31 protein-coding genes, 1 other RNA gene and 1 pseudogene are annotated in these 24,883 nt (G+C 71.9%); 27 read left to right on the top strand and 6 right to left on the bottom strand.

Annotated elements, in window-relative coordinates; genetic code table 11:
* Positions 1-2 precede the first annotated feature (2 nt).
* From N0B34_RS03975 to N0B34_RS04010, 8 genes are read left to right on the top strand one after another with little or no spacing between them, the layout of a single operon-like run.
* A complete protein-coding gene (locus N0B34_RS03975; protein WP_263730000.1) occupies positions 3-341 on the top strand; it encodes a hypothetical protein in 339 nt (112 codons plus the stop codon).
* Between the two features lie 4 nt (positions 342-345).
* A complete protein-coding gene (locus N0B34_RS03980; RefSeq protein ID WP_263730001.1) occupies positions 346-576 on the top strand; it encodes a hypothetical protein in 231 nt (76 codons plus the stop codon).
* On the top strand, positions 573-905 hold the full coding sequence (locus tag N0B34_RS03985) for a hypothetical protein (protein ID WP_263730002.1): 333 nt from the start codon (positions 573-575) through the stop codon (positions 903-905). The genes N0B34_RS03980 and N0B34_RS03985 overlap by 4 nt, the downstream gene beginning before the upstream one ends.
* A gap of 26 nt (positions 906-931) precedes the next feature.
* Complete coding sequence (locus N0B34_RS03990; RefSeq protein WP_263730003.1) at positions 932-1,315, top strand: hypothetical protein; 384 nt, start codon at positions 932-934, stop codon at positions 1,313-1,315.
* A 42-nt stretch (positions 1,316-1,357) separates the two neighbouring features.
* Positions 1,358-1,630, top strand: a complete 273-nt coding sequence (locus N0B34_RS03995; protein ID WP_263730004.1) for a hypothetical protein — start codon at positions 1,358-1,360, stop codon at positions 1,628-1,630.
* Positions 1,627-2,223 carry a metallophosphoesterase family protein gene (locus N0B34_RS04000; protein ID WP_263730005.1) on the top strand — a complete coding sequence of 199 codons (597 nt, stop codon included), beginning with the start codon at positions 1,627-1,629 and terminating at the stop codon, positions 2,221-2,223. Before N0B34_RS03995 ends, N0B34_RS04000 begins: the two co-directional genes overlap by 4 nt.
* On the top strand, positions 2,220-2,399 hold the full coding sequence (locus N0B34_RS04005; protein ID WP_263730006.1) for a hypothetical protein: 180 nt from the start codon (positions 2,220-2,222) through the stop codon (positions 2,397-2,399). The genes N0B34_RS04000 and N0B34_RS04005 overlap by 4 nt, the downstream gene beginning before the upstream one ends.
* Entirely contained in the window at positions 2,396-2,545 is a 150-nt protein-coding gene (locus N0B34_RS04010; RefSeq protein ID WP_263730007.1) for a hypothetical protein, read from the top strand. Before N0B34_RS04005 ends, N0B34_RS04010 begins: the two co-directional genes overlap by 4 nt.
* A gap of 68 nt (positions 2,546-2,613) precedes the next feature.
* Here the strand turns inward: N0B34_RS04010 and N0B34_RS04015 are convergent, their stop codons facing one another.
* A complete protein-coding gene (locus N0B34_RS04015) occupies positions 2,614-4,044 on the bottom strand; it encodes a recombinase family protein (protein WP_263730008.1) in 1,431 nt (476 codons plus the stop codon).
* Between the two features lie 31 nt (positions 4,045-4,075).
* Here N0B34_RS04015 and N0B34_RS04020 point away from each other — a divergent pair.
* From N0B34_RS04020 to N0B34_RS04075, 12 genes and pseudogenes are all read left to right on the top strand, one after another.
* Positions 4,076-4,696 (top strand): annotated as a pseudogene (locus N0B34_RS04020) (type II secretion system F family protein); the annotation flags it as partial.
* Positions 4,697-4,741: 45 nt separating this feature from the next.
* Complete coding sequence (locus tag N0B34_RS04025) at positions 4,742-5,029, top strand: hypothetical protein (protein WP_263730508.1); 288 nt, start codon at positions 4,742-4,744, stop codon at positions 5,027-5,029.
* Positions 4,963-5,430, top strand: coding sequence for a TadE/TadG family type IV pilus assembly protein (locus tag N0B34_RS18090; RefSeq protein WP_412175693.1), 468 nt, complete (start codon positions 4,963-4,965; stop codon positions 5,428-5,430). The genes N0B34_RS04025 and N0B34_RS18090 overlap by 67 nt, the downstream gene beginning before the upstream one ends.
* Positions 5,431-5,441: 11 nt before the next feature.
* The gene (locus N0B34_RS04035; RefSeq protein ID WP_263730009.1) at positions 5,442-5,915 is read left to right on the top strand and encodes a pilus assembly protein; all 474 of its coding nucleotides are present in this window, start codon (positions 5,442-5,444) and stop codon (positions 5,913-5,915) included.
* Positions 5,912-6,409, top strand: coding sequence for a pilus assembly protein TadG-related protein (locus N0B34_RS04040; protein ID WP_263730010.1), 498 nt, complete (start codon positions 5,912-5,914; stop codon positions 6,407-6,409). Before N0B34_RS04035 ends, N0B34_RS04040 begins: the two co-directional genes overlap by 4 nt.
* A 97-nt stretch (positions 6,410-6,506) precedes the next feature.
* Positions 6,507-7,622 (top strand): peptide chain release factor 2, encoded by a 1,116-nt coding sequence (gene prfB / locus N0B34_RS04045; RefSeq protein WP_263730011.1) that lies wholly within the window; start codon positions 6,507-6,509, stop codon positions 7,620-7,622.
* A 270-nt stretch (positions 7,623-7,892) separates the two neighbouring features.
* Positions 7,893-8,582, top strand: coding sequence for a cell division ATP-binding protein FtsE (ftsE, locus tag N0B34_RS04050; RefSeq protein WP_263730485.1), 690 nt, complete (start codon positions 7,893-7,895; stop codon positions 8,580-8,582).
* 13 nt (positions 8,583-8,595) lie between these two features.
* Positions 8,596-9,510 (top strand): permease-like cell division protein FtsX, encoded by a 915-nt coding sequence (gene ftsX / locus N0B34_RS04055; RefSeq protein ID WP_263730013.1) that lies wholly within the window; start codon positions 8,596-8,598, stop codon positions 9,508-9,510.
* Position 9,511: 1 nt separating this feature from the next.
* The gene (locus N0B34_RS04060; protein ID WP_263730015.1) at positions 9,512-10,864 is read left to right on the top strand and encodes a M23 family metallopeptidase; all 1,353 of its coding nucleotides are present in this window, start codon (positions 9,512-9,514) and stop codon (positions 10,862-10,864) included.
* An 83-nt stretch (positions 10,865-10,947) separates the two neighbouring features.
* Complete coding sequence (smpB, locus tag N0B34_RS04065; protein ID WP_263730016.1) at positions 10,948-11,418, top strand: SsrA-binding protein SmpB; 471 nt, start codon at positions 10,948-10,950, stop codon at positions 11,416-11,418.
* Positions 11,415-13,388 (top strand): DUF2207 domain-containing protein, encoded by a 1,974-nt coding sequence (locus N0B34_RS04070; protein ID WP_263730018.1) that lies wholly within the window; start codon positions 11,415-11,417, stop codon positions 13,386-13,388. Before smpB ends, N0B34_RS04070 begins: the two co-directional genes overlap by 4 nt.
* A gap of 69 nt (positions 13,389-13,457) precedes the next feature.
* The gene (locus tag N0B34_RS04075) at positions 13,458-14,513 is read left to right on the top strand and encodes an ATP-dependent DNA ligase (RefSeq protein WP_263730019.1); all 1,056 of its coding nucleotides are present in this window, start codon (positions 13,458-13,460) and stop codon (positions 14,511-14,513) included.
* A gap of 61 nt (positions 14,514-14,574) precedes the next feature.
* On the opposite strand, the gene N0B34_RS04080 is transcribed toward N0B34_RS04075, so the two are convergent.
* Both N0B34_RS04080 and N0B34_RS04085 read right to left on the bottom strand, forming a co-directional pair.
* The gene (locus N0B34_RS04080) at positions 14,575-15,363 is read right to left on the bottom strand and encodes an ABC transporter permease (RefSeq protein WP_263730020.1); all 789 of its coding nucleotides are present in this window, start codon (positions 15,361-15,363) and stop codon (positions 14,575-14,577) included.
* Entirely contained in the window at positions 15,360-16,343 is a 984-nt protein-coding gene (locus tag N0B34_RS04085; protein ID WP_263730021.1) for an ABC transporter ATP-binding protein, read from the bottom strand. Before N0B34_RS04085 ends, N0B34_RS04080 begins: the two co-directional genes overlap by 4 nt.
* A gap of 96 nt (positions 16,344-16,439) precedes the next feature.
* Here N0B34_RS04085 and N0B34_RS04090 point away from each other — a divergent pair, with 96 nt between their 5' ends.
* The 3 genes from N0B34_RS04090 to ssrA all read left to right on the top strand — a co-directional run bounded on the left by N0B34_RS04090 (position 16,440) and on the right by ssrA (position 19,356).
* A complete protein-coding gene (locus N0B34_RS04090; protein WP_263730022.1) occupies positions 16,440-17,228 on the top strand; it encodes a TetR/AcrR family transcriptional regulator in 789 nt (262 codons plus the stop codon).
* 114 nt (positions 17,229-17,342) lie between these two features.
* The gene (locus tag N0B34_RS04095; protein ID WP_263730023.1) at positions 17,343-18,878 is read left to right on the top strand and encodes a S1C family serine protease; all 1,536 of its coding nucleotides are present in this window, start codon (positions 17,343-17,345) and stop codon (positions 18,876-18,878) included.
* Positions 18,879-18,989: 111 nt separating this feature from the next.
* Positions 18,990-19,356: a transfer-messenger RNA gene (gene ssrA, locus N0B34_RS04100) on the top strand.
* 175 nt (positions 19,357-19,531) lie between these two features.
* On the opposite strand, the gene N0B34_RS04105 is transcribed toward ssrA, so the two are convergent.
* Positions 19,532-20,233, bottom strand: coding sequence for a dihydrofolate reductase family protein (locus N0B34_RS04105; RefSeq protein ID WP_263730024.1), 702 nt, complete (start codon positions 20,231-20,233; stop codon positions 19,532-19,534).
* 49 nt (positions 20,234-20,282) lie between these two features.
* Between N0B34_RS04105 and N0B34_RS04110 the strand changes: the two genes are divergently transcribed.
* Both N0B34_RS04110 and N0B34_RS04115 read left to right on the top strand, forming a co-directional pair.
* Positions 20,283-21,275 (top strand): RNA polymerase subunit sigma-70, encoded by a 993-nt coding sequence (locus N0B34_RS04110; protein ID WP_263730026.1) that lies wholly within the window; start codon positions 20,283-20,285, stop codon positions 21,273-21,275.
* Complete coding sequence (locus N0B34_RS04115) at positions 21,272-21,577, top strand: hypothetical protein (RefSeq protein WP_263730027.1); 306 nt, start codon at positions 21,272-21,274, stop codon at positions 21,575-21,577. Before N0B34_RS04110 ends, N0B34_RS04115 begins: the two co-directional genes overlap by 4 nt.
* Before the next feature lie 4 nt (positions 21,578-21,581).
* Here the strand turns inward: N0B34_RS04115 and N0B34_RS04120 are convergent, their stop codons facing one another.
* On the bottom strand, positions 21,582-22,157 hold the full coding sequence (locus tag N0B34_RS04120) for a pyridoxamine 5'-phosphate oxidase family protein (protein ID WP_263730028.1): 576 nt from the start codon (positions 22,155-22,157) through the stop codon (positions 21,582-21,584).
* A 158-nt stretch (positions 22,158-22,315) separates the two neighbouring features.
* Here N0B34_RS04120 and N0B34_RS04125 point away from each other — a divergent pair, with 158 nt between their 5' ends.
* Positions 22,316-22,888 carry a VanZ family protein gene (locus N0B34_RS04125; protein ID WP_263730029.1) on the top strand — a complete coding sequence of 191 codons (573 nt, stop codon included), beginning with the start codon at positions 22,316-22,318 and terminating at the stop codon, positions 22,886-22,888.
* Between the two features lie 231 nt (positions 22,889-23,119).
* Here the strand turns inward: N0B34_RS04125 and N0B34_RS04130 are convergent, their stop codons facing one another.
* On the bottom strand, positions 23,120-23,683 hold the full coding sequence (locus N0B34_RS04130; protein ID WP_263730030.1) for a TetR/AcrR family transcriptional regulator: 564 nt from the start codon (positions 23,681-23,683) through the stop codon (positions 23,120-23,122).
* 129 nt (positions 23,684-23,812) lie between these two features.
* Between N0B34_RS04130 and N0B34_RS04135 the strand changes: the two genes are divergently transcribed.
* A complete protein-coding gene (locus N0B34_RS04135; RefSeq protein WP_263730032.1) occupies positions 23,813-24,838 on the top strand; it encodes an aldo/keto reductase in 1,026 nt (341 codons plus the stop codon).
* Positions 24,839-24,883 lie beyond the last annotated feature (45 nt).

The raw sequence follows: 24,883 nt of genomic DNA on the forward strand, positions 1-24,883 counted from the left end.
CCGTGGGGAGCTTCACCTACAGCAACGACGGCGGCGACGTCGCGATCGTGCGCAACCGCGGAGGCATCGAGGTCGCCAAGTCCCCGACGCCGATGGGGCTGGTGCGGCTACCGCTGAGAACCGAGGCGGCAGCCGAGCTGCGCTCGACGGCGCGCACCTTCCTGCTCCTCGCCGACGCCATCGACGAGGAGATCGAGCGGCCCCTGCGCGAGGCAGTCGAGCGGGCGGTCTGGAGCGGGGATCTCCGCGCCACGCCCACGGAAGTGCTGGAGGTGCTCCAGCAGATGAGGGACGAGGGCTGGGCCATCACGGCGCCGGCCGCAACAGGAGAGGAGGGCTGACCCAGTGGAGACGACCGAGAGCGAGCTGGAGACCTTCACCCCGTGCGATCGCTGCGGCCACCGCGCCTACGTGCTCGTCGAGGCGTACTCGCACAAGTTCTGCCAGGACCTGCGGATCGCGCTCTGCGGGCACCACTACCGAACCTTCGAGCGCCAGCTCACCCGGCAGGGCTTCGATGTCGTCGAGGACCGGCGCGAGGAGCTGGTGCCCAAGCGCGAGGCGGTCGCGGCGTGAGCGCCCTGTTCCTGGACGTGCTCGGGCGCGAGGCCAAGATCGGCGACCTCATCGCGGTCGGCCGGCGCAACGGCCCGCCCGCCAGCGTCCGCGTGGGGCAGATCGTCGACCTGCGCGAGATCGGCAACCCGCACCCCATCGCCGCGTCTGTGCGGTGGATCGCTGGCGCCGACCTGCCGGCCAGCGAGGTGACGATGATCGAGTGGAAGCGGGAGCGCTTCGTCATCGTCGGCTGGTTCCCCCTCGGCACGCACGCCGACTACCAGGGCCCGGTCGAGTTCTGGCCGGCGCCGGAGGGCGAGCTGCCGAGCTGGGAGCGGCCGGCATGAGGGCTCCGTCTGGACACCACGTGCAAGTGGCGCTACGGTTACTGGACGAGGGCGCGCTCGCCCGGTTCCGGTCCTACGTCACCATCACCCGGCGCAACGGGTGGTCGTGCTGGGAGTGGACGGGCAAGCGCGACCACATGGGCTACGGCCGGTTCTGGCTCGACGGCGCCTGGCGACAGGCCCACCGGGTCGCGTTCGTGGCGCTCCAGGCAGAGGCGAGCTCGCCGATGCCGCGGATGCGCAGGCGGACGATCCCAGCCGACCTGCCCCAGCTCGACCATCGGTGCGTGAACGCCGCTTGCGTGCGGCCCTCGCACCTGCAGCCCGTGACGGGCGCGCACAACCACCGCCTGCGGGTCCTCCGCGGCAACTACCGGACCAAGCCGAGCCTGCAGAGGGCTGCGGCCTGAAGCACGGCGCCACGTGCAAGTGGCGCGGAAGGGAGCGACCGAGTGAGCATCCAGACGTCGTTCGAGCGGTTCGACCGGGAGAACCCCAAGGTCTACGAGCGCCTCGTCGAGCTGGCGATCGAGTGGCTGGCGACCCGGCCGCGGGTCGGGGTGAAGATGCTGTGGGAGGTGCTCCGCTGGGAGACCTCGCTGCGCACGGCCGGCGACGAGTTCAAGCTGAACAACAACTTCCAGTCGCGCTACGCGCGCAAGCTCCTGGCCGACTTCCCCGAGTGGGAGGGCCGCGTCATGACCCGAGAGCTGAGGGCGGCATGAGCGCCGGCAACATCTGGCTCACCTCGGACCTGCACCTCGGCCACGAGAAGGTCGCCACGATCCGCGGCTTCCGCAGCCAGCTCGCGCACGACGACGCGATCGAGCGCATGTGGTGGGACACGGTGAAGCCCAAGGATCAGGTCTGGGTGCTCGGCGACATCGCCGTGAGCTCGCCGGCCTACGCGCTGAACCTGCTGGCCCGCGTGCCGGGGGAGAAGCACCTCATCTGGGGCAACCACGACCAGGGGCACCCGATGCATCGGGACGCGCACCGCAAGGCGGCGCGGTACCTGGAGGTGTTCGCCTCGGCGCAGGCGTTCGCGCGGCGCCGGATCGAGGGCCGGGAGGTGCTCCTGTCGCACTTCCCGTACGTCGGCGACACCCCCGGCCGAGACGGAGACCGGCACACCCAGTACCGGCTCCGCGACGAGGGGCTGCCCCTGATTCACGGGCACGTGCACGACCCGCGGGTGTTCTCCGTGGCGCCGTCGCGCTACCCGTTCTCGCCGCAGATCCACGTCGGGCTCGACGCCTGGGGTCTGCGCCTCGTCAACATTGACGAGGTGGCCGAGATGCTTAGGCTCGTCTCGTGACCGGCGTCAAGCCCGAGTGGCTCGAATACGCCCGGGAGATGGCGCGGAACGCGCCGCCGCTCTCGGAGCGCCAGAAGGACGAGCTCCGGCGCATCTTCACGGGCGTGAAGTTCCAGCACGTCGAGCGCGACGCGGCGGACGCGGCCAAGCCCGACGCGGCGGCGGGCGACCAGTGACGGACGACGAGGCGGTCGCCTACTGGGCTGAGCGCTTCAAGGAGAATCCGCCCAAGCCCCCGTCGCCCGCCAAGCTGGTCGCCCTGCGCAACCTGCTCGGCCCCATCGACCTGACCCGCACAGCTCCAGCGGCGAAGGCCGCGTAACGCACACGAGGACCCCCTCGCCGGTCACAGCGACTGGCGAGGGGGTCCTTTCGTGTTTCCGGCGCCGGCTACGCCAGCTCGGCGATCTGCACGAACTTGCCCGGGTCGTAGACCGTGCCCTTGCGGGCGACACCGGGCCCTGCGATCGAGACGGTGCAAAGCTGCGACAGCAGGGCCCTGCGCTGTGCCAGGGGCAGCTCGTTCCAGTGCACCCCAACGGACTCCTCGTTGCGCAGCCCGGTGAAGCCAGAGAGGAGCGCGCCGCGACTGGTGCGCGCGAGGCGCGCCTCCAGGCCGTCCAGCTCGCCTTGCACGCGCGCGGCAACGCGGCCGTACGCGCCGAGGTCGATGGTGCCACGCGCGAGCCCGTCCTCCAGCATGTCGAGGCGGCTGCGCAGCGCCCGCATCTCCTCCTGCAGACCCTTCTCCTCCTCGCCGTCACCGCTGCCGATGAGCTTCTCCAGCACGCCAGGCATGGCGATGTAGTTCACCACCCAGCCGCGCACGTAGCTGTCGCACGCCTGCCGCGGGACGGAAAGGTGGTTGTGGGTGGTGCAGACGTACCGAGGCTCCCCGCGTGATGCTGACGCGCGCACCGTGTTCTTGTCCTCGCAGCGCGTGCACGTGGCGATGCCGGTCAGCAGGTTCAGCGGCGTGCGCCCCATGTGCAGCGTGCCCACCTTGCGGCTCGGGTCGGCGAACTTGGCGAGGAGCGCGAGGTGCGTCGCCTCGTCCAGGATCTTCGGCCACTGGCCGTTGTCGTAGACCTGGCCGTTGTACTCCCGCTTGCCGATGTAGAGCGGGTTGCTCAGCACGCCGCGGACCCCACGTGAGCGCCACGGGCCGATCTTGTTCTTCTGGCTCGGCCGGCGAGAGTAGAGCCCTGCGTCGTTCCACTCCTTCGCGATCTGCACCAGTGACACGCCGTCGAGCACGAGTTTGGCGGCGCGGCGGATCGCCTCGGCCTCGGCTGGCACGACGTGCATGTGGTCCTGGGTGTAGCCGAACGGAGCCACGCCCGACGTGTAGGGCAGCCCCTCCTTGGCGCGCTGCTCGTTGGCGAGACGCTGCCGAGCGGCCTTGCGCTCGACCTCCGCCCGCGCCACCGCGGCGATGATCCGGGCCACCATCCGGCCCACGTCGCTCGTCAGGTCGATGTCCCCGGAGACCGTCGCGATGCCGATGTCGTGCTCGTCGGCCAGCTGGATCACGCGCTCCAGCTCGATCATGTTGCGAGTGATGCGGTCGATCGCCCAGGCGACCACGAGGTCGACCTCGCGCGCCTCGATGAGCTCGACGACCTCCTCCCAGCCGGGCCGCTTCGCCCCGCTGTAGCCGGAGATCGAGACGTCGCGGCGGACGCCTACGATCGTCCAGCCCCGCATCTCACAGAGGCGCCGGCACGCCTCCTCCTGGCGATCGTTGGACCGCCCCTCGCCCGTGTCGTCCCTGCTCACGCGGGTGTAGATGACGACCCGCTTGCCCCCTGCGCTCATCATGGTGCACAACCGTAGACCAAAGTGGATCTGTGCGGGTCAGGTCGTGTGGGGAGTGCTCGGGCTCGCGGGCGGGCTCGCCGCCGCTCTGCTGGTGGGCACGGTCCGCGGCGGCTCGCCCCTCGCGCTCGCCGTCCTCGTGGCGGTCAGCGGCGTCAGCGGCGTCCTGCTGCGCGACTGGCTGCTCAGCCGGCAGGTTCGAGAGCGGGAGCAGCGGATCCTCACCGAGATGCCCACCGTCGCGGAGCTGCTCGCGCTCGCGGTCGGTGCCGGCGAGGGTGCAGCCGGTGCGCTCGAGCGCGTGGTGCGCTCCACGAGCGGTGCGCTGACGGAGGAGCTGCGCGCGACGCTCTCCGACGCGCGGGCGGGCGCACCGCTCACCGAGGCGCTCGATGCGCTGGCCGGCCGCACGGGTCTCCCGGCGCTGACCCGGTTCGCCGAGGGGGTCGCCGTCGCGCTCGATCGCGGCACGCCGCTGGCCGACGTCCTGCGCGCGCAGGCGCAGGACGTCCGGGAGGAGTCCCGGCGAGCCCTGATGGAGGCGGGCGGCCGCAAGGAGGTGCTGATGATGGTCCCGGTCGTGTTCCTCATCCTCCCGGTGACCGTCCTGTTCGCGGTGTTCCCCAGCCTCGTGGTGCTGCGGGTGGGCCTGTGACCGACACGTCGCCGGCGAAGGACCGGCGGGACAAGGAGCACGAGCATGACGACATCCCGTGGACGGATCCAGAGGTGGTTCCGCAGCCTGGTCTCCCGCGTGATCGGCCGCGGCGGCGGCCGTCCGGGCCTCACCACGGTCGAGGGCACGACGTCCGGGACCGCGACGGACGAGGACGCCCTGGCGCCGAGCGCGCCCGCCGACCGGGGAGACGTCCCGGGGTGGGTGCTGGTCACCCTGATGACGGCGGGACTGGTCTCGGCTCTGTGGCTGGTGGCGGGCAAGGCGCTGGTCAACCTGTTCGAGACGGCGATCAGCCACGTCGCGCCCTGACCCGGCGCGTCTGGTGCGGTGGGCGCCCGGCGTCGGAGCGCGGTTCGGCGGTCGTCGACTTCGTCCTGGTCGGGGCGCTCGTCGCGGTGCTCGGTGTCGCCGTGCTGCAGCTCGCGCTCGTGCTGCACGTGCGGGCGACGCTCGTGGACTGCGCCGCCGAGGGTGCGCGGTACGCCGCCCAGGCGGGGCACCGTCCGGCCGACGGTGTGGAGCGCACCAGAGCGTTGGCGAGCCAGGCGGTGTCGTCCAGCTACGCGGGCGACGTCACGGCGGTCCGGACGGTCGTCGACGGGGTGGACCTGGTCGAGGTGACGGTCCGAGCACCGTTCCCGGTGGTCGGCCTGGTCGGGCCGAGCGGGGAGCTGGTCGTGCGTGGCCACGCGCTCGTGGAGGGCGGATGAGCCGGTGTCGGGTGACCGGTCGCCCAGCGCGTCGGGACGGGCGGCTGCCGTCCCGGTGGAGCGACGACTCGGGCAACGCCGTCGTCGAGTTCCTCGGCCTCGCCGTGACGCTGCTCGTCCCGCTGGTCTACCTCGTCCTCGTCCTCGGCAGGCTGCAGGCCGGCACGTTCGCCGCAGACGCGGCGTCGCGCGACGCAGCCCGCGCGTACGCGAGCGCTCAGACAGCCGACGACGGTGCCGCCCAGGCCCTCGCTTCCGTCGGCGTGGCGCTCGACGACCAGGGCTTCGATGCCGCACCTGCGGACGTCCTGCGGCTGACGTGCTCCGCGCAGTGCCTCGCGCCCGGGAGCGAGGTGGACGCCGTCGTCCAGGTGAGGGTGCCGCTGCCCTTCGTGCCGCCCTTCGTCCGCTCCGCGGTCCCTCTCGAGATCGCGGTGTCCGCGGAGCACACGGCGATGGTGGACGACTACCGGGCGGCACCGTGAGCCGCCCGGCCCTCGCCGCCGCGTGCGCACGGTCGACGCACCGAGCGGTGGCCGGTGACGACGAGGGGCAGGTCACCCTGCTCGTCCTCGGCTTCGTGCTGCTGGCCGTCGCCCTGATCACGGTGGTGGTGGCGGCGACCGGCGTGCACCTCGACCGCAAGCGCCTGCTGGACCTCTCGGACCTGGCGAGCCTCGCTGCGGCGGACTCCGTCACGGACGACGGGTACTTCACCCACGGTGCGGCGCCGGGCGCTCGCGAGGTGCCGTTGAGCTCCGAGGCGGTCCGTGCTGCGGTCGAGCGGTACGTCCGCGACCACCCGGACCGGTTCGCGCGCTGGTCGCAGGTGCTGGTGCTCGAGGCCGGGACCGCCGACGGTCGCACCGTCGTCGTGCGACTGGGCGCGGTGAGCCGGCTGGCCCTGGTCGGGCCGCTGCTGGCGCCGTGGTCGGACGGGGTGCGCATCGAGGCGACATCGACGGCTCGTGCGTGGTGAGCCACCGGGGCGGGCGCGCGGTCGTGGTGGTCCCGGCACGGCGCCTGACCGGCAGGCCCGGCGGGTGGTCAGCGGCGAACCGGTAGCCTGGACGGTCGTGGCCACCGACTTCCCCGCCGAGATCCGCGCGCTGCGCAGCACCCTCGAGTCGATCGAGGCTGTGATCGACCCGGCGGCGCTGCGGGAGAAGATCGCGGACCTGTCCAGCAAGGCGTCCGCGCCGGACCTGTGGGACGACCCGGAGTCGGCGCAGCAGGTGACGAGCCAGCTGTCCGCAGCTCAGTCCGAGCTCGAGCGGCTCGCGAAGCTGAACGCCCGCATCGACGACCTCGAGACGCTGGTGGAGCTCGCCACGGAGGAGGACGACGCCGACAGCGCCGCCGAGGCCGAGACGGAGCTCGGCGCCGTCCGCAAGGCGATGGGCGAGCTCGAGGTCCGCACGCTGCTGTCGGGGGAGTACGACCAGCGCGAAGCCGTGGTGACGATCCGGTCCGGCGCCGGCGGCGTGGACGCGGCCGACTTCGCCGAGATGCTGATGCGGATGTACCTGCGCTGGGCGGAGCGGCACGGGTACCCCACCAAGGTGCTGGACACGAGCTACGCCGAGGAGGCGGGGCTGAAGAGCGCCACGTTCGAGGTGAAGGTCCCGTACGCCTACGGGAACCTCTCCGTCGAGGCGGGCACCCACCGGCTGGTGCGCATCTCGCCGTTCGACAACCAGGGACGCCGTCAGACGAGCTTCGCGGCGGTCGAGGTGATCCCCCTGATCGAGCAGACCGACCACATCGACGTGCCGGAGTCGGACATCCGGGTGGACGTGTTCAGGTCCTCCGGCCCCGGCGGTCAGTCGGTGAACACCACCGACTCGGCGGTACGGATCACCCACCTGCCGACCGGTCTCGTGGTGTCGATGCAGGACGAGAAGAGCCAGATCCAGAACCGGGCGGCCGCCATGCGGGTGCTTCAGTCCCGCCTGCTGGTGCTGCGCCAGCAGCAGGAGGACGCGAAGAAGAAGGAGCTGGCCGGCGACATCAAGGCCAGCTGGGGCGACCAGATGCGCAGCTACGTGCTGCACCCGTACCAGATGGTCAAGGACCTGCGCACCGACTACGAGGTGGGCAACCCGATGGCCGTGTTCGACGGTGACATCGACGGCTTCATCGAGGCCGGGATCCGCTGGCGCCGCGGCCAGGAGAACGGCGTCGGCGCCTGACCCCGCAGGCGTGCTGCTCCGCGGGCACGCACCCGCATCCGAGGGCCGCCGTCGGACCGGCGAGCACGTTGCCGACCGGTGCACTCGGACGGTTGTCCGGGACGTATCGGGCATACCGGACCGAGCCCGCCGATTCACAGCGCCGGGGCGGCGTGTCCTGCCCGGACGCCCTGTCGGGCGTTCGTAGCCTCGAGGAGGCTCGCGAGGAGTGGGTCGTCCGGACGTCGGCGTGAGCCGGCGCCCGGGGCACGACGAGGTATGGGCAGGCACGTGATCCGGTTCGAGAACGTCACCAAGGTCTATGCACGCGGTGCGAGGCCCGCGCTCGACCGGGTGAGCCTCGACGTCGAGCGCGGTGAGTTCGTCTTCCTCGTCGGTTCGTCCGGCTCGGGGAAGTCGACCTTCCTGCGCCTCGTGCTGCGCGAGGAGCGCGCCTCCGCGGGCAAGGTGTTCGTCGCCGGCAAGGAGCTGAGCACCCTCTCGTCGTGGAAGGTGCCGCAGATGCGCCGCCAGATCGGCGCCGTGTTCCAGGACTTTCGGCTGCTGCCGAACAAGACGGTGTTCGAGAACGTCGCCTTCGCCCTGCAGGTGATCGGCAAGCCGCGCCACCACATCCTCACCACGGTGCCCGACGTGCTCGAGATGGTCGGCCTCGCCGGCAAGGAGAAGCGTCGCCCGCACGAGCTGTCCGGTGGTGAGCAGCAGCGCGTCGCCATCGCCCGCGCCTTCGTGAACCGACCGTCGATCCTGCTGGCCGACGAGCCGACCGGAAACCTCGACCCGACCACGTCACTGGGGATCATGCGCCTGCTCGACCGCATCAACCGCACCGGCACCACCGTGGTGATGGCCACGCACGACGACGAGATCGTCGACCAGATGCGCAAGCGGGTGGTCGAGCTGAACACCGGGGCCATGGTGCGCGACCAGTCGCGCGGCGTGTACGGCTCGGACCGCTGAGGGGACCGGGACCGTGCGACTGCAGTTCATCCTCTCCGAGATCGGCATCGGTCTTCGTCGCAACCTGTCGATGACCATCTCGGTCATCCTGGTCACCTTCGTGTCGCTGACCTTCGTCGGCGTCGCCGGGCTGCTGCAGACGCAGATCGGCAAGATGAAGGACCAGTGGTACGACAAGGTCGAGGTGTCGGTGTTCCTCTGCCCGGCCAACTCGTCCGCCACGACGTGCTCGTCGGGCGAGGTGACCGACGCGCAGAAGGCGGACATCCAGGCCGCGCTGGACGCGCCCGAGGTCAAGCCGTACATCCAGAAGGTCTACTTCGAGACGAAGCAGGAGGCCTTCGCGTCGTTCCAGAAGCAGTTCGCCGGCCAGTTCTGGGCCAGCGCCGCGACGGTCGACGACATGAACTCGTCCTACCGGATCAAGCTGACCGACCCCACCAAGTACCAGGTGGTCGCCGACGTGCTGTCCGGTCGGCAGGGCGTGGAGCAGGTGCAGGACCAGCGGGCGCTGTTCGACAAGCTGTTCCTGGTGCTCGACCGCGCCACCCTGCTCGCCGGCGGTCTGGCGGCCGTGATGCTGCTCGCAGCGGTGCTGCTGATCACCACGACGATCCGGCTGTCGGCGCTGAGCAGGCGCCGCGAGACGGGCATCATGCGGCTGGTCGGCGCGAGCACGGTCTTCATCCAGCTGCCGTTCATGCTCGAGGGTGCGATCGCGGCGACGATCGGTGCCGCACTGGCCGTCGGCGCCCTGTGGCTGGGCGTGCGGTACCTGGTCACCGACTGGCTCGGCTCGTCCGTCGGCTGGATCCCGTACGTCGGGACCGGCGACGTGATGACGGTGGCGCCGATCCTCGTCGCGGTGGCGATCCTGCTGGCCGGTGTCTCGTCCGTCGTCACTCTGAGCCGCTACACGAAGGTGTGACATGAACCCTCAGACGACCCTTCGCCGCCGACGCTCCCGAGACCTGCACCGCGGGCTGGCCGCGGTGCTGTCCGCCCTGCTGCTCGCCCTGGTGGCGACGGCCTCACCGGCCGGCGCCGACGACCTGTCGAACAAGCGCAAGCAGACGCAGGCCCAGATCCAGGCGAACCAGGCCCAGCAGGACGCTCTGCAGGCCTCGCTGGAGGACCTGTCGGCCAACCTGGCCCAGGTCGCGTCCGACCTGCAGAACGTGCAGGCGCAGCTGCCGGGGGCGCAGCAGAAGCTGGACCAGGCCAACGCGACGTTGCAGGCCGCCCAGCGCGAGGCGCAGCGGATCGCCGACGAGCTGGCGGACGCCAAGTCGCAGGAGTCGGCCATCACCGACGCGGTCGCCAAGGACCAGGCGCAGGCCGCGCAGGTCCGTGCCGCGATCGGTCAGATGGCGCGCCAGGCGTACCAGGGCGGGGCTGCGGCGGACACGTCGGGACTCTCGGTGGTGCTCAGCGCGAGCGACGCGCAGGACTTCGTCGCGCGCTTCGCCCTCGCCTCGACCGCGCAGCGCACGCAGGAGCAGGTGCTGGGTCAGATGCAGCAGCTCGAGGCGCAGGACCGGAACTCGCAGGCGCGGCTGACGGCTGTGCGGCAGCGGATCGACGAGCTGAAGAAGGCCGCAGACCAGCAGGTCGTGGTCGCCGACCAGGCCAGCAAGGACGCGGCGGCGGCGAAGGCGCAGCTCGACCAGCTGCTGGCGGAGCAGACGCAGAAGCAGGCGGCGCTCCAGGGGCAGATCGCGCAGGCGCAAGCCGACCAGGCGGCGCTCGACGCCGCTCGCACCCAGCTCGACCAGCAGCTCGCGCAGATCGTGGCGGAGCAGGCCGCGCAGGCGGCGGCCGCAGCACGCGCGGCCGCCGCGAGCGGCCGGCCGGCGCAGGCGGCGCCGGGCGCCTGGTTCGTCAACCCGACGGCGCACGACCCGATCTACGTGACCTCTGAGTACGGGATGCGGCTGCAGCCGATCCTGCACATCTGGCGCCTGCACGCCGGCATCGACCTGATGGACCACTGCAACGAGCCGGTGTACGCAGGGCGTGACGGCACCGTGCAGTGGGCGATGTACCGGTCCGGCCTCGGCAACCAGGTGATGGTGGACCACGGCTGGGTGAACGGCGCGTCGCTGATGTCCAGCTACGACCACCTGAACAGCTTCGCCGTCTCCGCCGGGCAGCACGTGAGCGCCGGCCAGGTGGTCGGGTACGCCGGCATGACGGGCGGGGTGTCCACGGCGTGCCACCTGCACTTCGAGGTGTACATCAACGGAGGGACGGTGAACCCGCGCCCGTACCTCGGCATCTGAATCCGCCTGCGTCCGCACCGGCCCCCTGTGTAGGCTTCCACGGGCCCGCCGGGACGGTGGGCTGATCGAGGGGAGGCGGCACGGTGGTCAAGCCGACCGGGCGCAGCCTCGTCGCGGCCAACCGCAAGGCCCGCCACGACTACACGATCGAGGACGTCTACGAGGCCGGCGTCGTCCTCACCGGCACCGAGGTCAAGGCGCTGCGCGCCGGCCGGGCCTCCCTGGTGGACGGCTGGTGCGAGGTCGACGGCGGCGAGGCGTGGCTGCACGGCGTGCACATCCCCGAGTACTCGCAGGGCACGTGGACCAACCATGCTCCGCGGCGAAAGCGCAAGCTCCTGCTGCACCACGACGAGATCGAGCGCCTCGCTGCCGGCACCCGGGAGAAGGGGCAGACGATCGTCCCGCTGTCCCTGTACTTCCTGGACGGGCGCGCCAAGGTGGAGATCGCCCTGGCCCGCGGCAAGAAGGACTGGGACAAGCGGCAGGCGCTGCGCGAGCGGCAGGACAGCCTCGAGGCGCAACGAGCCATCCGGGAGCGACGGGACCGGTGAGCAGGGGTAGGGACCGCGGGCGCACTGCAGCGGCTGCGTTGACGGCGCTCGGACTTCTCGCCGTCGTCACCGGGGGTCTGGTGGCGAGCGCCCGGCCCGCCACGGCAGCGCCGCACGCGGCCGTGACCACGGGGCTGGCCACGACGGCGCCGACGGGCATCCAGACGGCCTCCGCTGGGCTCTCGCACAGGCCCGGGGACATGACCGCGGGCCGTGAGGTGACGCGGTACGACGTGCGGGCGGACGTCGGTGCGGACGGCCGCACCCGCGTGACCATCGACCTGGACTTCGACTTCGGCAACGACCCGGGCCACGGCCCGTACCTGACGCTGCCGACGCGGCAGCGGTACGACGACTCCCACGACCGCCTGTACCAGTACTCCGACATCACGGCGTCGAGCCCGACCGGGGCACCGGCGCACGTGAACAAGGAGAACGACCGGGACGCCATCGTCCTGCGGATCGGTGACCCGAAGAACGGCGACGTGCAGGGCGTGCAGACCTACCGGATCGCCTACACGGTGGACGGGTGGGTCAACCCGGCGAACAGCCAGCACAGCGGTGACGAGCTGTACTGGAACGTGATCGGCTCCGGGTGGGTGGTGCCGATCTCGCACCTGTCGTTGGTGGTGACCGGCCCGGCGCAGGCGGTCGGCGCCGCCTGCTACGTCGGCAGCTACGGCTCCACGGACCCGTGCACGTCGGCCGCGGTGCAGGGCTCGGGCGGCCGGTTCACGCAGGACGTGGTGGACGTCGGCCAGCAGTGGTCGGTGGTCACCGGGTGGCCGGCCGGCACGTTCCGTGCGCAGCCGATCCTCGGCCCGCGGTACGACCCGACGGCTGCCCTCGAACCGTTCAGCGTCGCCGGCGGAGCGGCGCTCGTGGTGCTGGTGCTCGGTGCCGTGGTGGTGGTGCGACGCGTGCTGCGGACGGGCCGGGACCAGGCGTACCTCGGGCTGACGCCGGGGCTGCGACCGGCCTCCGGTCAGCAGGTGGCGACCGGGCTGCGGGGCAGGCAGGCCGTCGCGGTGCAGTTCACGCCGCCCGAGGGCACCGGCCCCGGCGCGGTCGGGACCCTCGTGGACGAGCGCGCGAACGCGGTGGACGTCACCGCGACCCTGGTCGACCTCGCCGTCCGCGGCTACCTGCGCATCGAGGAGGTGCCGCGCCGCGACCCGAACAAGAAGCCGAAGGACTGGACGCTGGTGCAGCTGCGCGAGGCGGGCCCTGAGCTGCTGCCGTTCGAGACCGCGCTGCTCGGCTCCGTGTTCGCCGGCCGCCGGCAGGTGCGGCTGTCGGAGCTCCGCACCACGTTCGCGGCGTCGATGGCAGCGGTGCAGAGCAGCCTCTACCAGCACGTGACGGAGCGCGGCTGGTTCCGCAGCGACCCGCAGGCGGTGCGGAACCGGTGGCGGGTGAGCGGCGGCCTGCTGTCGGCGGGCGGCATCATCGCGCTGGTCGCGCCGCTGACCGCGCGGGTGCAGGTGCGCGGCGTCTCGCTGATCGGCGTCGCCATCCTGCTGGTCGGCCTGCTGACGCTGGTGCTGGCGCGACGTGCGCCGGCGCGGACCGCGGACGGGACGGCCGTGCTGGCGCAGGCGCTCGGCTTCCGGCAGTACCTGGCCACGGCCGAGGCGAACCAGATCCGGTTCGAGGAGGGCCAGGACGTCTTCAGCCGCTACCTGCCCTACGCCATCGTGTTCGGGCTGGCCGACCGCTGGGCGCGGGTGTTCGCCGAGCTGGCGGCCCGCGGCCGGGCGGTCCCGCAACCCACCTGGTACACGGGGTACTACAACGTCGGCGCCGGCATGTTCTGGGCGCAGAGCTTCGCGGGGGCGATGGACCGGTTCTCGACGATCGCGACGCAGTCGCTGTCCGCGCCGACGCCGGGGTCGTCCGGCGGGTCCGGGTTCGGTGGCGGCGGGTTCTCCGGCGGGGGCGTCGGCGGCGGGGGCGGCGGGGGCTGGTAGGCGCGCCGGGCTGCGGGGAGCGCGGACCCAGCGCTGGTCCGTGTCGGTGGGCTCGGGGACACTGGCGCGATGGACCTGCCGGTGATGCCGCCGATCGACCCGATGCTGGCCAAGGTCTCGTCGTCCATCCCGCCAGGGCTGCTGTACGAGCCGAAGTGGGACGGCTTCCGCTCGATCGTGTTCCGGGACGGCGACGCGGTGGAGATCGGCTCGCGCAACACCAAGCCGATGCAGCGCTACTTCCCCGAGGTGGTCGCCGGGATCCTGGCGCAGCTGCCGGAGCGCGTGGTGGTCGACGGCGAGATCGTCGTCCCCTCGACCCGGCACACCGGGCTCGACTTCGAGGCGCTGCTGCAGCGCGTGCACCCGGCGGAGTCCCGGGTGCGGCTGCTCGCCGCGGAGACGCCCGCGCGGCTGGTGCTGTTCGACGTCCTGGCGGTGGGGGACGACGACCTGCGGGCGCGACCGTTCGCCGAGCGCCGTGCGGTCCTCGAGACGCTGGTCGGACCCGGTGACGTGGTGTCCGTCACGCCGCAGACGGACGACCTGGCGCAGGCGCAGCGGTGGTTCGAGCAGTTCGAGGGTGCCGGGCTGGACGGGGTGGTGGCCAAGGATGCGGCCGGCACCTACCAACCGGGCAAGCGCACGATGACCAAGATCAAGCACGAGCGGACGGCCGACTGCGTGGTGGCCGGGTACCGGCTGCACACGTCCGGCACGGACGCCCTGGGTTCGCTGCTGCTCGGGCTGTACCGACCGGACGGGGTGCTGGCGTCGGTCGGCGTGGTCGGCGCGTTCCCGATGGCTCGTCGACGGGAGCTGCTCACCGAGCTCGCACCCCTGGTCACCACCCTCGAGGGCCACCCGTGGGGGGCGATGGCGACGGCTCGCACACCACGGGAGGCCGAGCACAGCCGGTGGGCGCGGGACCGTGACCTCTCGTTCGTCCCGCTGCGTCCTGAGCGGGTGGTCGAGGTGGCGTACGACCACCTGGAGGGTGACCGGTTCCGGCACACCGCGCAGTTCCGGCGGTGGCGGCCGGACCGCGACCCCTCCAGCTGCACGTACGCGCAGCTGGAGGAGCCGGTCACCTACGACCTGGCGGACGTGCTGGCCGGGCGCTGACGGCGACCGTCGGTACGGCCGGTGCGCCGGGCTGTCAGGGCCGCCGGCGCGGGTGCGGGGGTCAGGCCCGTCGGCGAAGGGCGAACGCCGCTCCGGCGACGCAGACGACGCACCAGGTCAGCATCACCGCGACCGATCGACCCGGCACAGTGAACGACCCGGGTGCCAGGCCGGCCCGGACCGCCTCGGCCATCGGCTCGATCGGCAGCCACTGGTGGGCGTGCTGCAGCCAGAGCGGCATCCGGTCCGCCGGGAAGCTGACGGGCGAGAACAGCAGCACCACGAAGACGAGCACCTGCGACATCAGCTGCGCGATGGTGCCCGGCAGCAGCCACGCCATGGCGTAGCCGACCGCGGCGGCCGTCAGCGACACGACGAGCGCCGTGGGCAGCAGCCACCAGCTCGGTGCGAGGTGCACGTGGAACCGCAGCACCCCGGCCAGTACGCCGAGGACGACGCCGGGCAGCGCGATCAGCGTCCACACCAGTAGGTCGGTCGCCAGGAACAGCTCCCGTGGGACCGGCAGCGTCCGCATCCAGTCGGCGCTGCCCTCCGTCCGGGACTGCACCACCAGCTGGGGCGTCATCACCAGTCCGACCATGACCAGCGAGACGGTCGGCGCGCCGGTGGCCAGGTACAACGCCTCGGCCGGCGCCGGCTGGCCGACGAGCAGCCCGTACCCGATCACCGTCGCGACGGACAGCAGGACCTGCACCAGCACCAGCAGGGGGAGTGCGGAGGCCATCCGGCGGGCCTGCCAGCGCAGCAGCAGGGGCAGCTGCCGCAGGGCCGAGACGCGGGGCGTCGCGGGTGCGGTCGACACGATGGGTGCCGCGGTCGTCGTCGTCATGCCGCCACCTCCTCGTCGTCGGCACGCGCAGCGGACGCGCCGGTTCCGTCGCCCGCGCCTTCTCCCACCAGCTCCACGTAGACGTCCTCCAGGGAGGCGGGGGAGAGCGCGTACCGCTCGAGACGTCCGGCGGCGAGCTCGTCGGACGCCCACTGCACGGCGACGGCGGCCTGCGCGGCCGGCACGGTGGCCGTGGCGCGCAGACGTCCGCGGTCCACCAGGACGAGCCCGTCCGGCGTCAGCGGGTGCCGGCCCGGCGCCAGGTCCAGCTCGAGCGTCAGCGCACCACCGTGCCGCGCCGTCATGGCCGCCGGCGTCTCGTCGGCCAGCACCTTGCCCTGGTCGAGCACGACCAGGCGGTCCACCACGCGCTCCGCCTCGCGCACGTTGTGGGTGACCAGCAGCACGCCCGCACCGTCGTCGGCCAGCCGCCGGATCTGCTGCCAGAGCAGGCGCCGACGCATCGGGTCGACGTCGTTGGTGGGCTCGTCGAGGACCACCAACCGACCCGGAGCGACGGCGGTCATGGCGAAGGCGGTGAGCCGAGCGACGCCGCCCGACACCTTCTGCGCGGGGGTGTGCGCCCACGGCTGCAGGTCGAGCGCCTCGAGCAGCTCCCCGGTGCGGCGGCGTGCGGTGGCCGGGCCTGCGCCGCGGATGCGCCCGACGAGCTCGACGGCTCGCGCAGGGGTGAGTCCGGTGATGGGCACGTTGGCCTGCGCCTGCACGCTGACGAGCCGTCGCGCGAGGTCCGGCCGCGCCACCGCGTCGACGCCGCACACCCGCACGGAGCCGGAGTCGGGGCGCGTGAGCCCGACGACCTGGTTGACGAGCGTCGTCTTGCCGGCGCCGTTGTGGCCGAGGAGACCGACCACCTGCCCCGGCGCTACGCGCAGGTCCACCCCCGCGTTGGCCTGCACCACGTGCCCTCTCCGCACGAACCGCTTGCGCAGCCCGTGCACCTCCAGCGCTGCGTCCATCACGCCTCCTCAGATACCGATCTGCCTTCGCGTCGGAACGTAGCAGATACCGAACGGTATGGAACATAGATTCCGGACGGGATGTAGTCTGCGTGCATGGCGCGATCACGGGATCCCCGGGACTGGGACGACGACGAGACCGTGGGGGCGGCCTCCCGCGCCCTCGTCGACGCCGCCGCGGCACTGACCCGGGCGATGAGCCTGGGTGCAGCCGTCGCAGGGGAGCAGGTCAGCGACACGCTGTCCCGGACGCTGAAGGACGCCTCCCGGGAGCTGGCGGAGGCGTCCGCCCAGCTGGGTCGTCACGCCGGTGAGCGTCGGCGGCGCGCGAAGGTGGAGCGAACTCGTGCCGACCTGCTGGCCGCCGCGCGCCGGGTGTTCGCCGCCAAGGGCTACGAGGGTGCCGCAGTGGGGGATATCGCTGCGGAGGCCGGCTACACCAAGGGGGCGCTGTACTCGAACTTCGACTCGAAGGAGGCGATCTTCCTCGAGATCGCCCGGGAGCTGACCGAGCAGGAGGCGGTGGAGACGGCTGGCTGGACGCCGGCGGACCTGCGGCGCCACCTCGCGGTGCGGGTGCCCGACGCCGACCTGCTGACCCGCATGCTGCTGACCCTCGAGCTGTACACGTACGCCGTGCGGCACCCGGAGGCGCAGGCCGAGCTGGCCCCGCTGGCTCGTGGGTCGATGGACGTGCTGGCCCGGTTGGTGCACACCGCGCGCAGCGGTGCACCGGGTGAAGCGACCCGTGCGGACCGGGACACCGCCCTGGGACTGGCGGCCGTGCACCTGCTCGCGGTGGTGGCCGGGCCGCTGCTGGGTGGTGCTGACGAGGTGGCCGCTACCGCGGACCGGTTGGTGCAGCGGCTGCTCGCCGAGGGCTGAGGGCGCCGTCCGGGGCTGGCCAGGACTCGGATACAGGCGCTTCCCAGGCTGGGGCACCGGTGCACAGGAAGCCCACATCGGCCGTCCAGCGCCCTTCCGGACTGCCGAGGTCTGATGGTCACCGTCGACGTCACGGTGACGGCGGCGGGGGAGGTGGACGGGATGTCCGAGCAGGAACCGCAGCAGGTCGGCGCAGGGGACGGCGAGGCCGGGCAGGCGCAGCAGCCGACCGGTGGACCGGCCGCGGAGCCGGTGGTGCAGCCGATCGCCGCGCCGCCAGGTGCTCAGCCCCCGGTCGACGGTGACGCCTTGCACGTCGAGCCCTGGTCGCCGGTCGTCCGCGACCCCTACGCAGTCCCTATCGACAGTGGCTACCCGGCGGCGCCTCCGGTCGGTGACACCCGGCTCGCGGTGGACCCGCGCCGGCGCATGCGTCGGCGTCGGGCGATCGTCGGCAGCTCCGCCGCCGCGGTGATCGCCGCGGCGCTCGTCGTCGGCGCTGCGGTGCACCCCGGGGCCGCTCCGACCGGCACCGCGGCGACCGCGACGGACGAGCGCGCGCCGTGGAGCTGGTCGCAGCGCGGGTACGGCGACCCCGGACGCGGTGGGTTCGTCCCGAGCGCCCCCGGCTCCTCGTCGGACGGCAGCTCGTCCGACGGGTCGGGCGCGTCGTCGTCGGACGGCACCACCACCCAGGGCGCCACGACGGCGACCGCGGCGCAGCAGGTGGGCGTGGTGACGATCACCAGCCAGCTCGGCTACGAGAACGCCACCTCCGCCGGCACGGGGATGATCCTGACCGCCGACGGCGTGGTGCTGACCAACAACCACGTGGTGGAGAACGCCACCGCGATCCAGGTGACGGTGGAGAGCACCGGCACGAGCTACACGGCGAAGGTGCTCGGCACGGACAAGAAGGCCGACGTCGCCGTGCTCAAGCTGCAGGGCGCCAGCGGCCTGACGCCGGTCACCCTGGACACCGCGGGCGTGACCAGCGGCGAGGCGGTCACCGCGATCGGCAACGCCGAGGGCACCGGCACGCTGGTGGCCGCGGCGGGCTCCGTCACGGCGACCGACCAGACCATGACGGCCTCGACCGACTCGGCCAGCGCGGAGACGCTGTCCGGGCTGATAGAGTTCTCCGCCTCGGTGGTCAGCGGCGACTCCGGTGGCCCCGTGCTCGACTCGAACGGCCAGGTGGTCGGCATCACCACGGCCGCCTCGAGCGGCCCGGGCTCGACCGTCGCCTACGCGATCGACATCCAGGACGCGATGGCCATCGCCAAGCAGATCGAGGCGGGGCAAGGCTCGGCCGACATCGTGATCGGGTACCCGGCGTTCCTCGGGGTGTCCATCGGCTCGTCGGCGCAGACGCGGGGCCTGCCGGGGGACACCAGCGGCGCGACCGGCACGACGAGCGGTGCCACCATCGTCGGCGTGATCGCCGGGACGCCGGCCGCCGAAGCCGGGCTGGTGGCCGGCGACACCATCACCAAGGTCGGCGCCACCGCCATCGCCTCGTCCGACCAGCTGTCCACCGTCCTGGCCGGTCACAAGCCGGGCGACAAGGTGACCATCACGTGGACGGCGGCCAGCACGGGCGCCAGCCACACGGCCACCGTGACGCTGGCGAGCGGTCCGGTCGCCTGACCGGTCCGGCAGCCGGGTGCCGGGCGGGCCCGCGGGAATGGGCGGGACCCGCCCGGCGTTGTCCAGTACGATCGACCAGCCGCCCGCGGGCGGCGCTTGACAACTCAACATGGGGGTGATCGGTTTCGACGGTGGTCGCCGATCCAGGGGAAGCGGGCCGAGGACGCACGGTTATCTCGTTAACGATCCGCGCAAACCCATAGGTGCCAATACATCGCGCACCGACTTCGCCCTCGCCGCCTGAGCGAGCTGTGAAGTCCGTCAGCCCGAGCTAGCTTCCGACTCGGTTCCTGGCGTCATCTAGGGAGCCACTGCTCACAGCGTTCGTCAGTGACGTTGTGGGGACTTTCAGCTGACTGAGCCTGTCCACGACTTGTCTGCGTGATCGTGGGGGCTGAGAAAAGCGCAGCAGAATGCGCCCGGAGAAGCCCTGGTTCTGTGTCATCGGACGCGGGTTCGATTCCCGCCACCTCCACCACATCTGACCTGCGGAAACGCAGGTCTTGGTGAACGCAAGTAGCCATCCGTCGAGACGGGTGGCTACTTGCGTTTGGAGGCTTCCCTCAGGGGGCGGCGCCGCACCGGCGGGACGTCGGAGTACGACGCGGGTTCCGACGCCCCGCCGTGAGACGCCTCCTCACTGGCCGCTCGAGTCAGTCGTTGACGTGGTAGCGCAGGTGCATCCGCCCATCGGGCCCCGGCTCGCCGTCGATGAGCTGGAGCTCGTGCCGGTGTGCGACGCCGGCCAGCAGCGGCTCGCCCCCGCCGACGACCACGGGGTGAACGATCAGAACCAGCTCGTCGATGAGACCTTCGTCGAGCAGGCTTCGCACCATCCGGGCGCCGCCCACGACGTAGCCCACTCCGCCCGGTTGCGCCTTGAACTCCCGCAGCTCGTCGATGCCGCGGACGATCGTCGCGTTCGGAGGCCACTCGATGGTGTCGAGCGAGGTCGAGAGCACCAGGTGCGGTGTCTCGGCGATCAGGCGAGCGGTCTCGATCTCCCGGGGGTACGTGTCCCGTCCGAGCATCTCGGCGGCCTCCGGCGCACCGACGTGGATGGCGCGCCAATAGAGCCCGTAGCCGGGGTACATGCCGCTGCCTTGGATGAGCGTGTCGACCGGCCCGACGAGCTGGATGGCATCGGACCAGGAGTCGACCCAGTCTGCGAAGCCGTCCTGCACGCTGAAGCCGTCGAGCGTGACCTGCATCGCCGCGATGAAGCGGCGGCGAGACGTGGATGCTTCCATTTCTTCCTCCGGTTGATCAGCTTTCAAGGTCAAGCGCGGGGTCGGACGGGTGTCCGTGGTCGGGTTGCTGTCACGACTACGACGTTGCTCGACGGCGAGACTCATCGCCGCCGAGCAACCGATGAGTTCTCCCGGACGAGGACGTCCTACAGATATGAGCGAACTGTTGGTCGAGAACGCACGCGCCGGGTCACGGCGCGCGTTCGACGAGCTGGTCGGCCCGAACCGGCGTGAGCTGCACGTCCACTGCTACCGGATGCTCGGCTCGTTCGAGGACGCCGAGGACGCCGTCCAGGAGACCCTGCTTCGCGCGTGGTCCCGGATCGAGACGTATGCCGGCACGAGCACGTTCCGCGCCTGGCTGTACGCGATCGCGACCAACGCCTGCCTCGACGTGCTGCGCCGTCGCAAGGGCGGGCAGTGGCCGACCGTCCTGACCGGGGCGGTCGATCCACGCGACGCGTCGATGTCCCCGGCTGACGTCCCGTGGCTCGGCCCCTACCCGGACGTCCGGCTGGTCGGGGCGAGCGAGGAGTCGGCGGAGGACACGGTGATCCGGAAGGAAGGGATCGAGCTCGCGTTCCTGACGGCGATCCAGCGGCTCCCGCCCCGCCAGCGCGCCGTCCTGATCCTGCGCGACGTGCTGGCGTGGTCGGCCAAGGAGACGGCGGCCACCCTCGGGATCACCCCGGTCGCCGTGAACTCCGCCCTGCAGCGCGCGCACGCCTCGATGAAGGCGCCGGGACTCGACCGTCCGCGCGTCTCGGCGCGCGACGAGCGGGCGGTGCTCGACCGCTTCATGGCGGCGTGGGACAGCGCGGACCTCCAGGCGCTCGCCGAGCTCCTAGCCGCCGACGCGCGGTTCGTCATGCCCCCGATGCCCGTGTGGTTCGAGGGCCGCGACGACATCCTGACGTTCGCCGCGAGCCGCTTCGACCTGCACCGCCTCGCGGGCCGCGAGTGGCGCTCGGTCCCGACGGCCGCTAACGGCCAGCCCGCCTTCGCCCTGTACCTGGGCTCCGGCGACCGGCACCTGCCGTTCGCGCTCGGCGTCCTGCGCGTCGGCCCGGACGGGATCGAGGAGGTCTCGCTCTTCATGGACGGCCTCGCACGGTTCGAGCTCTTCGACCTCCCCGATGTCGTATGACCGCCGACGGTCTCGCGTTCCGGCTCGGCGCGGACGTCCGGTGCACGGTCTTGGAGCCCCACGTCGAGCGGCCCTACGACCCCGACGACTGGCGCGGCGCGCTGGTCCTCGTCCAGCGCGGCACGCTCCGCGTGCAGTGCCGGTCAGGCCATCGCGCGGTGTTCGGGCGCGGAAGCGTCCTGCACCTCCAGGACCTGACGTTGCGGTCCATCAGCGCCGACGGCGACGACACCACCGTCCTGCTCGCGGTCCTGTCCGCACGACCAGGCGACTCCCTCCACCATCCGAGCGGCACGCAATGACACGTCAATGCGTCGTCGGCGACGGCTCCGGATCCATGTCGAAGGCAGGCAGGCCGTCGATGCTCGTCCGGTTCTTCTGCCGCCGGTAGGCCGCCTGGCCCTCGGCGCCCTTGCGCTCCATGTACTCGGGCAGCAGGTGCCGCTCGCCGACGTAGTCCATGAGCGGTACGCCGTAGCCGCACGAGTCCGAGACCCGTTCGACGTCGACGACCACGACGGCGCGCGCGCCGCGCGTCTCGGGGAACCGGCTGACCAGCTCCGCGAACCCGTCGTCGTAGAGGGTCACGAACCGGCCGTGCCCGTGCAGCCGGACGATGTTCGGCGGCCCGTCGAAGGCGCAGAACATGACGGTGATCCGGCCGTTGTCACGCAGGTGCGCGATCGTCTCGGCACCGCTCGCCGTCAGGTCGACCCATGCGACCGTGTGGTCGTCGAGCACCACGAACGACCCGTCGATCCCCTTCGGCGACAGGTTCACTCGTCCGTCCGGTCCAGTCGGTGCCGTCGCGACGAAGAACACGTGCTGGCGCGCGATGAACGCGCGCAGACGCTCGTCGATGCAGTCGTGGACGTTGCCCATGAACCCTCCCTGCGTCGGTCCGACCACCGTAGGTTGACGCGTCGGCAGTCCGCGCCGGATCAGGGCTCCAGTCCGCGGACGCACTCAATCGTCATGGACGGGGCGAAGCGGGGCGTCTCCCAGCGTTCGTGGACAGGCGCAGCGCGTACCGTGCCGGGATGCCCGAGCAGCCGCTGCGTGACCGGGCCGAGGATCGGTCGCGCTGGCACCTCATGACGACGCGCGCGAGGCTCGAGACCGTCGTCGTCTACGCAGTGTTCGCGCTCTACGTGGTGTTCGCGCTGAAGCTCTTGCTCTTCTCGCGGCCGCCCGGTTCCCAACGGTCCGTCAACCTCGTCCCGTTCGCGACAATCTCGCACTACCTGGTGAGCGGGTCGTCCGGCGTCCGGAGGTTCGCGTTCGACAACGTCGCGGGAAACGTCCTCCTCTTCGTCCCGCTCGGCGCGTACGCGTCTGTACTGACGAGATGGACAGCGGCGAGGACGATGCTCGTCGTCGCCTCGGCGAGCGTGGCGGTCGAGATCCTTCAGGGAGTGTTCGCCTTGGGGGCGTCGGACGTCGACGACGTCATCCTCAACTGCCTCGGGGGGTTCGTCGGCATCCTGCTCGTGCTTCTGGCCAGGGTGGTCCTCAAGGACTCCGGCCGGGTGCGTGCGGTGGTTGCGGCGGCATCCGTCGTCGCGCTTCCCGTGCTGTGCTTCTTGCTGTTCGTCGTCCGCCTCCGCATGTGACGTGGGGTGTCGCGACATCCGAAGGCGTGCTCGTCGTGAGCCGTCCGGGTGGTTCCCATCTGGCCGTACCTCGGGGTGGCGGGGCGGTTCTCGGTGCTCCCAGCCGTCCTGACGATCCTGGGCCATCTGGCGCTTGGTGTCGTCGCGCTGGTCCGCTTCCTCCGCCGCCGCTGAGCGCGCGAGAGGTCGGCCAGCGGGGGAGCGGCCGACCCGGCCAGAGAGGCTGCCGGCCTAGCGGGGTGAGCGCTGCGCCCCGTAGCGCAGGCCGTCCAGCAGCAGCCCGACCATCCGGTCGGCGCGCTCGGTGCCGCCGCCCGGCGCCGGCAGCGACAGGTTCGCGATCGCGCTGATCAGCTCCAGCGGGTCGACGTCGTCGCGGATGATCCCCGCCTCGGCCGCCGTGTCCAGCAGGCGCTGCAGCGCGGGCGCGGCGTTCGACTCGAAGTACTCGCGCAGGCCGCTGTACGCGGGGTCGCCGGAGTGCAGCGCCGCGCCGAGGCCGTGCTTGGTGGCGACGAGCTGCGTGTAGCGCCGGGCCCAGAGCGCGAGCGCCTCGCCGGGCTCGTGCTGCTCGCCCAGCCGGGCGGCCATCGCCGTGACGTCGTCGATCTCCCGGCGGAACACGGCGGCGATGAGGTCGGAGCGGAGCGGGAAGTGGCGGTACAGCGTGGCGGTGCCGACCCCGGCACGCGCCGCGATGGCCCGGACCGGCACGTCGACGCCGTGGGTGGCGAACTCCTGCTTCGCCGCCTCCAGCAGGGCGTCGAGGTTGCGTCGGGCGTCCGCTCGGGGCATCCGTGTCTCCGTGGTCGTCGATGGACCCGTTGATAAACGGGACATCGTTCCGTATAGTCCAGTAGCGGGACATTGTCCCACTTCCACGTCATCGTACGGCGCCCGCAGGGACGTCAGCAGGGAGTCACGATGCAGTACCGCACGCTCGGCCGCACCGGCATCAAGGTCAGCCCCTACGCGCTCGGCGCGATGATGCTCGGATCGCTCGGCAACCCCGACCGCGCCGAGGCGATCCGCATCGTCCACCGCGCGCTCGACGCCGGGATCAACGTCGTCGACACCGCCGACCGCTACGGCGACTCCGAGGAGGTGGTGGGGGAGGCGCTCAAGGGGCGACGGGACGACGTGGTGCTCGCGACCAAGTTCTGGGGCCCCGTCGACGACGACCTCAACCACCGCGGCGCCTCGCGCCGCTGGATCGTGCAGGCCGTCGAGCGCTCGCTGCGCCGGCTCCAGACGGACCACATCGACCTGTACCAGCTGCACCGGCCCGACCCCGAGACGGACGTCGACGAGACGCTGTCGGCCCTCACCGACCTGGTCCGGCAGGGCAAGGTGCGCGCCATCGGCTCCTCGTCGATGCGCGGCTCGGAGATCGTCGAGGCGCAGTGGACCTCGGAACGACGCGGCTTCGAGCGGTTCCGCACCGAGCAGCCCAACTACTCGATCCTCGACCGCGAGATCGAGCGGGAGATCCTGCCGGTCGCGCAGCGCTACGGCATGGGCACGCTGGTCTACAGCCCGCTCGCCGGCGGCATGCTGACCGGCCGGTACCGGGCCGGCCAGGAGAACGACAACTTCCGCTCGGCGCGCACCGGGATGCGGCACTTCCGCGACGAGCGTCGGCTGGCTGCCGTCGAGCAGCTGGTCGCGCTCTCCGACGAGGTCGGGATCAAGCTGACGCATCTCGCGATGGCCTTCGTCATCGCGCACCCGGGTGTGACCTGCGCCATCGCCGGTCCGCGCACCATGGAGCAGCTCGAGGACACCCTCGCCGGGGTCGACGTCGCGCTGAGCGACGAGATCCTCGACCGCATCGACGAGATCGTGCCGCCGGGGGAGAGCGTCGGCGCGATGGACATGGTCTACCGCGGGCCGGAGGTGGGCGACGCGGCTCTGCGCCGACGCGGGCAGCGGGACCGGTCGGCGGCGTAGGCCGCGGCGTGGGCCGGGGCGCGCCACGGGCGGCGCCTGTGCACG

Origin of the sequence: Cellulomonas sp. SG140 (assembly GCF_025770785.1) — a bacterium.
Taxonomy (GTDB): Bacteria; Actinomycetota; Actinomycetes; order Actinomycetales; family Cellulomonadaceae; genus Cellulomonas.

Coding starts and splice junctions, on each gene's coding strand:
- N0B34_RS04000 (WP_263730005.1), top strand. CDS start 1,627: ATGAGCGCCGGCAACATCTGGCTCACCTCGGACCTGCACCTCGGCCAC.
- N0B34_RS04015 (WP_263730008.1), bottom strand. CDS start 4,044: ATGATGAGCGCAGGGGGCAAGCGGGTCGTCATCTACACCCGCGTGAGC.
- N0B34_RS04025 (WP_263730508.1), top strand. CDS start 4,742: ATGACGACATCCCGTGGACGGATCCAGAGGTGGTTCCGCAGCCTGGTC.
- N0B34_RS04060 (WP_263730015.1), top strand. CDS start 9,512: ATGAACCCTCAGACGACCCTTCGCCGCCGACGCTCCCGAGACCTGCAC.
- N0B34_RS04075 (WP_263730019.1), top strand. CDS start 13,458: ATGGACCTGCCGGTGATGCCGCCGATCGACCCGATGCTGGCCAAGGTC.
- N0B34_RS04080 (WP_263730020.1), bottom strand. CDS start 15,363: ATGACGACGACGACCGCGGCACCCATCGTGTCGACCGCACCCGCGACG.
- N0B34_RS04085 (WP_263730021.1), bottom strand. CDS start 16,343: ATGGACGCAGCGCTGGAGGTGCACGGGCTGCGCAAGCGGTTCGTGCGG.
- N0B34_RS04090 (WP_263730022.1), top strand. CDS start 16,440: ATGGCGCGATCACGGGATCCCCGGGACTGGGACGACGACGAGACCGTG.
- N0B34_RS04095 (WP_263730023.1), top strand. CDS start 17,343: ATGGTCACCGTCGACGTCACGGTGACGGCGGCGGGGGAGGTGGACGGG.
- N0B34_RS04105 (WP_263730024.1), bottom strand. CDS start 20,233: ATGAGTCTCGCCGTCGAGCAACGTCGTAGTCGTGACAGCAACCCGACC.
- N0B34_RS04110 (WP_263730026.1), top strand. CDS start 20,283: ATGAGCGAACTGTTGGTCGAGAACGCACGCGCCGGGTCACGGCGCGCG.
- N0B34_RS04115 (WP_263730027.1), top strand. CDS start 21,272: ATGACCGCCGACGGTCTCGCGTTCCGGCTCGGCGCGGACGTCCGGTGC.
- N0B34_RS04120 (WP_263730028.1), bottom strand. CDS start 22,157: ATGGGCAACGTCCACGACTGCATCGACGAGCGTCTGCGCGCGTTCATC.
- N0B34_RS04125 (WP_263730029.1), top strand. CDS start 22,316: ATGCCCGAGCAGCCGCTGCGTGACCGGGCCGAGGATCGGTCGCGCTGG.
- N0B34_RS04130 (WP_263730030.1), bottom strand. CDS start 23,683: ATGCCCCGAGCGGACGCCCGACGCAACCTCGACGCCCTGCTGGAGGCG.
- N0B34_RS04135 (WP_263730032.1), top strand. CDS start 23,813: ATGCAGTACCGCACGCTCGGCCGCACCGGCATCAAGGTCAGCCCCTAC.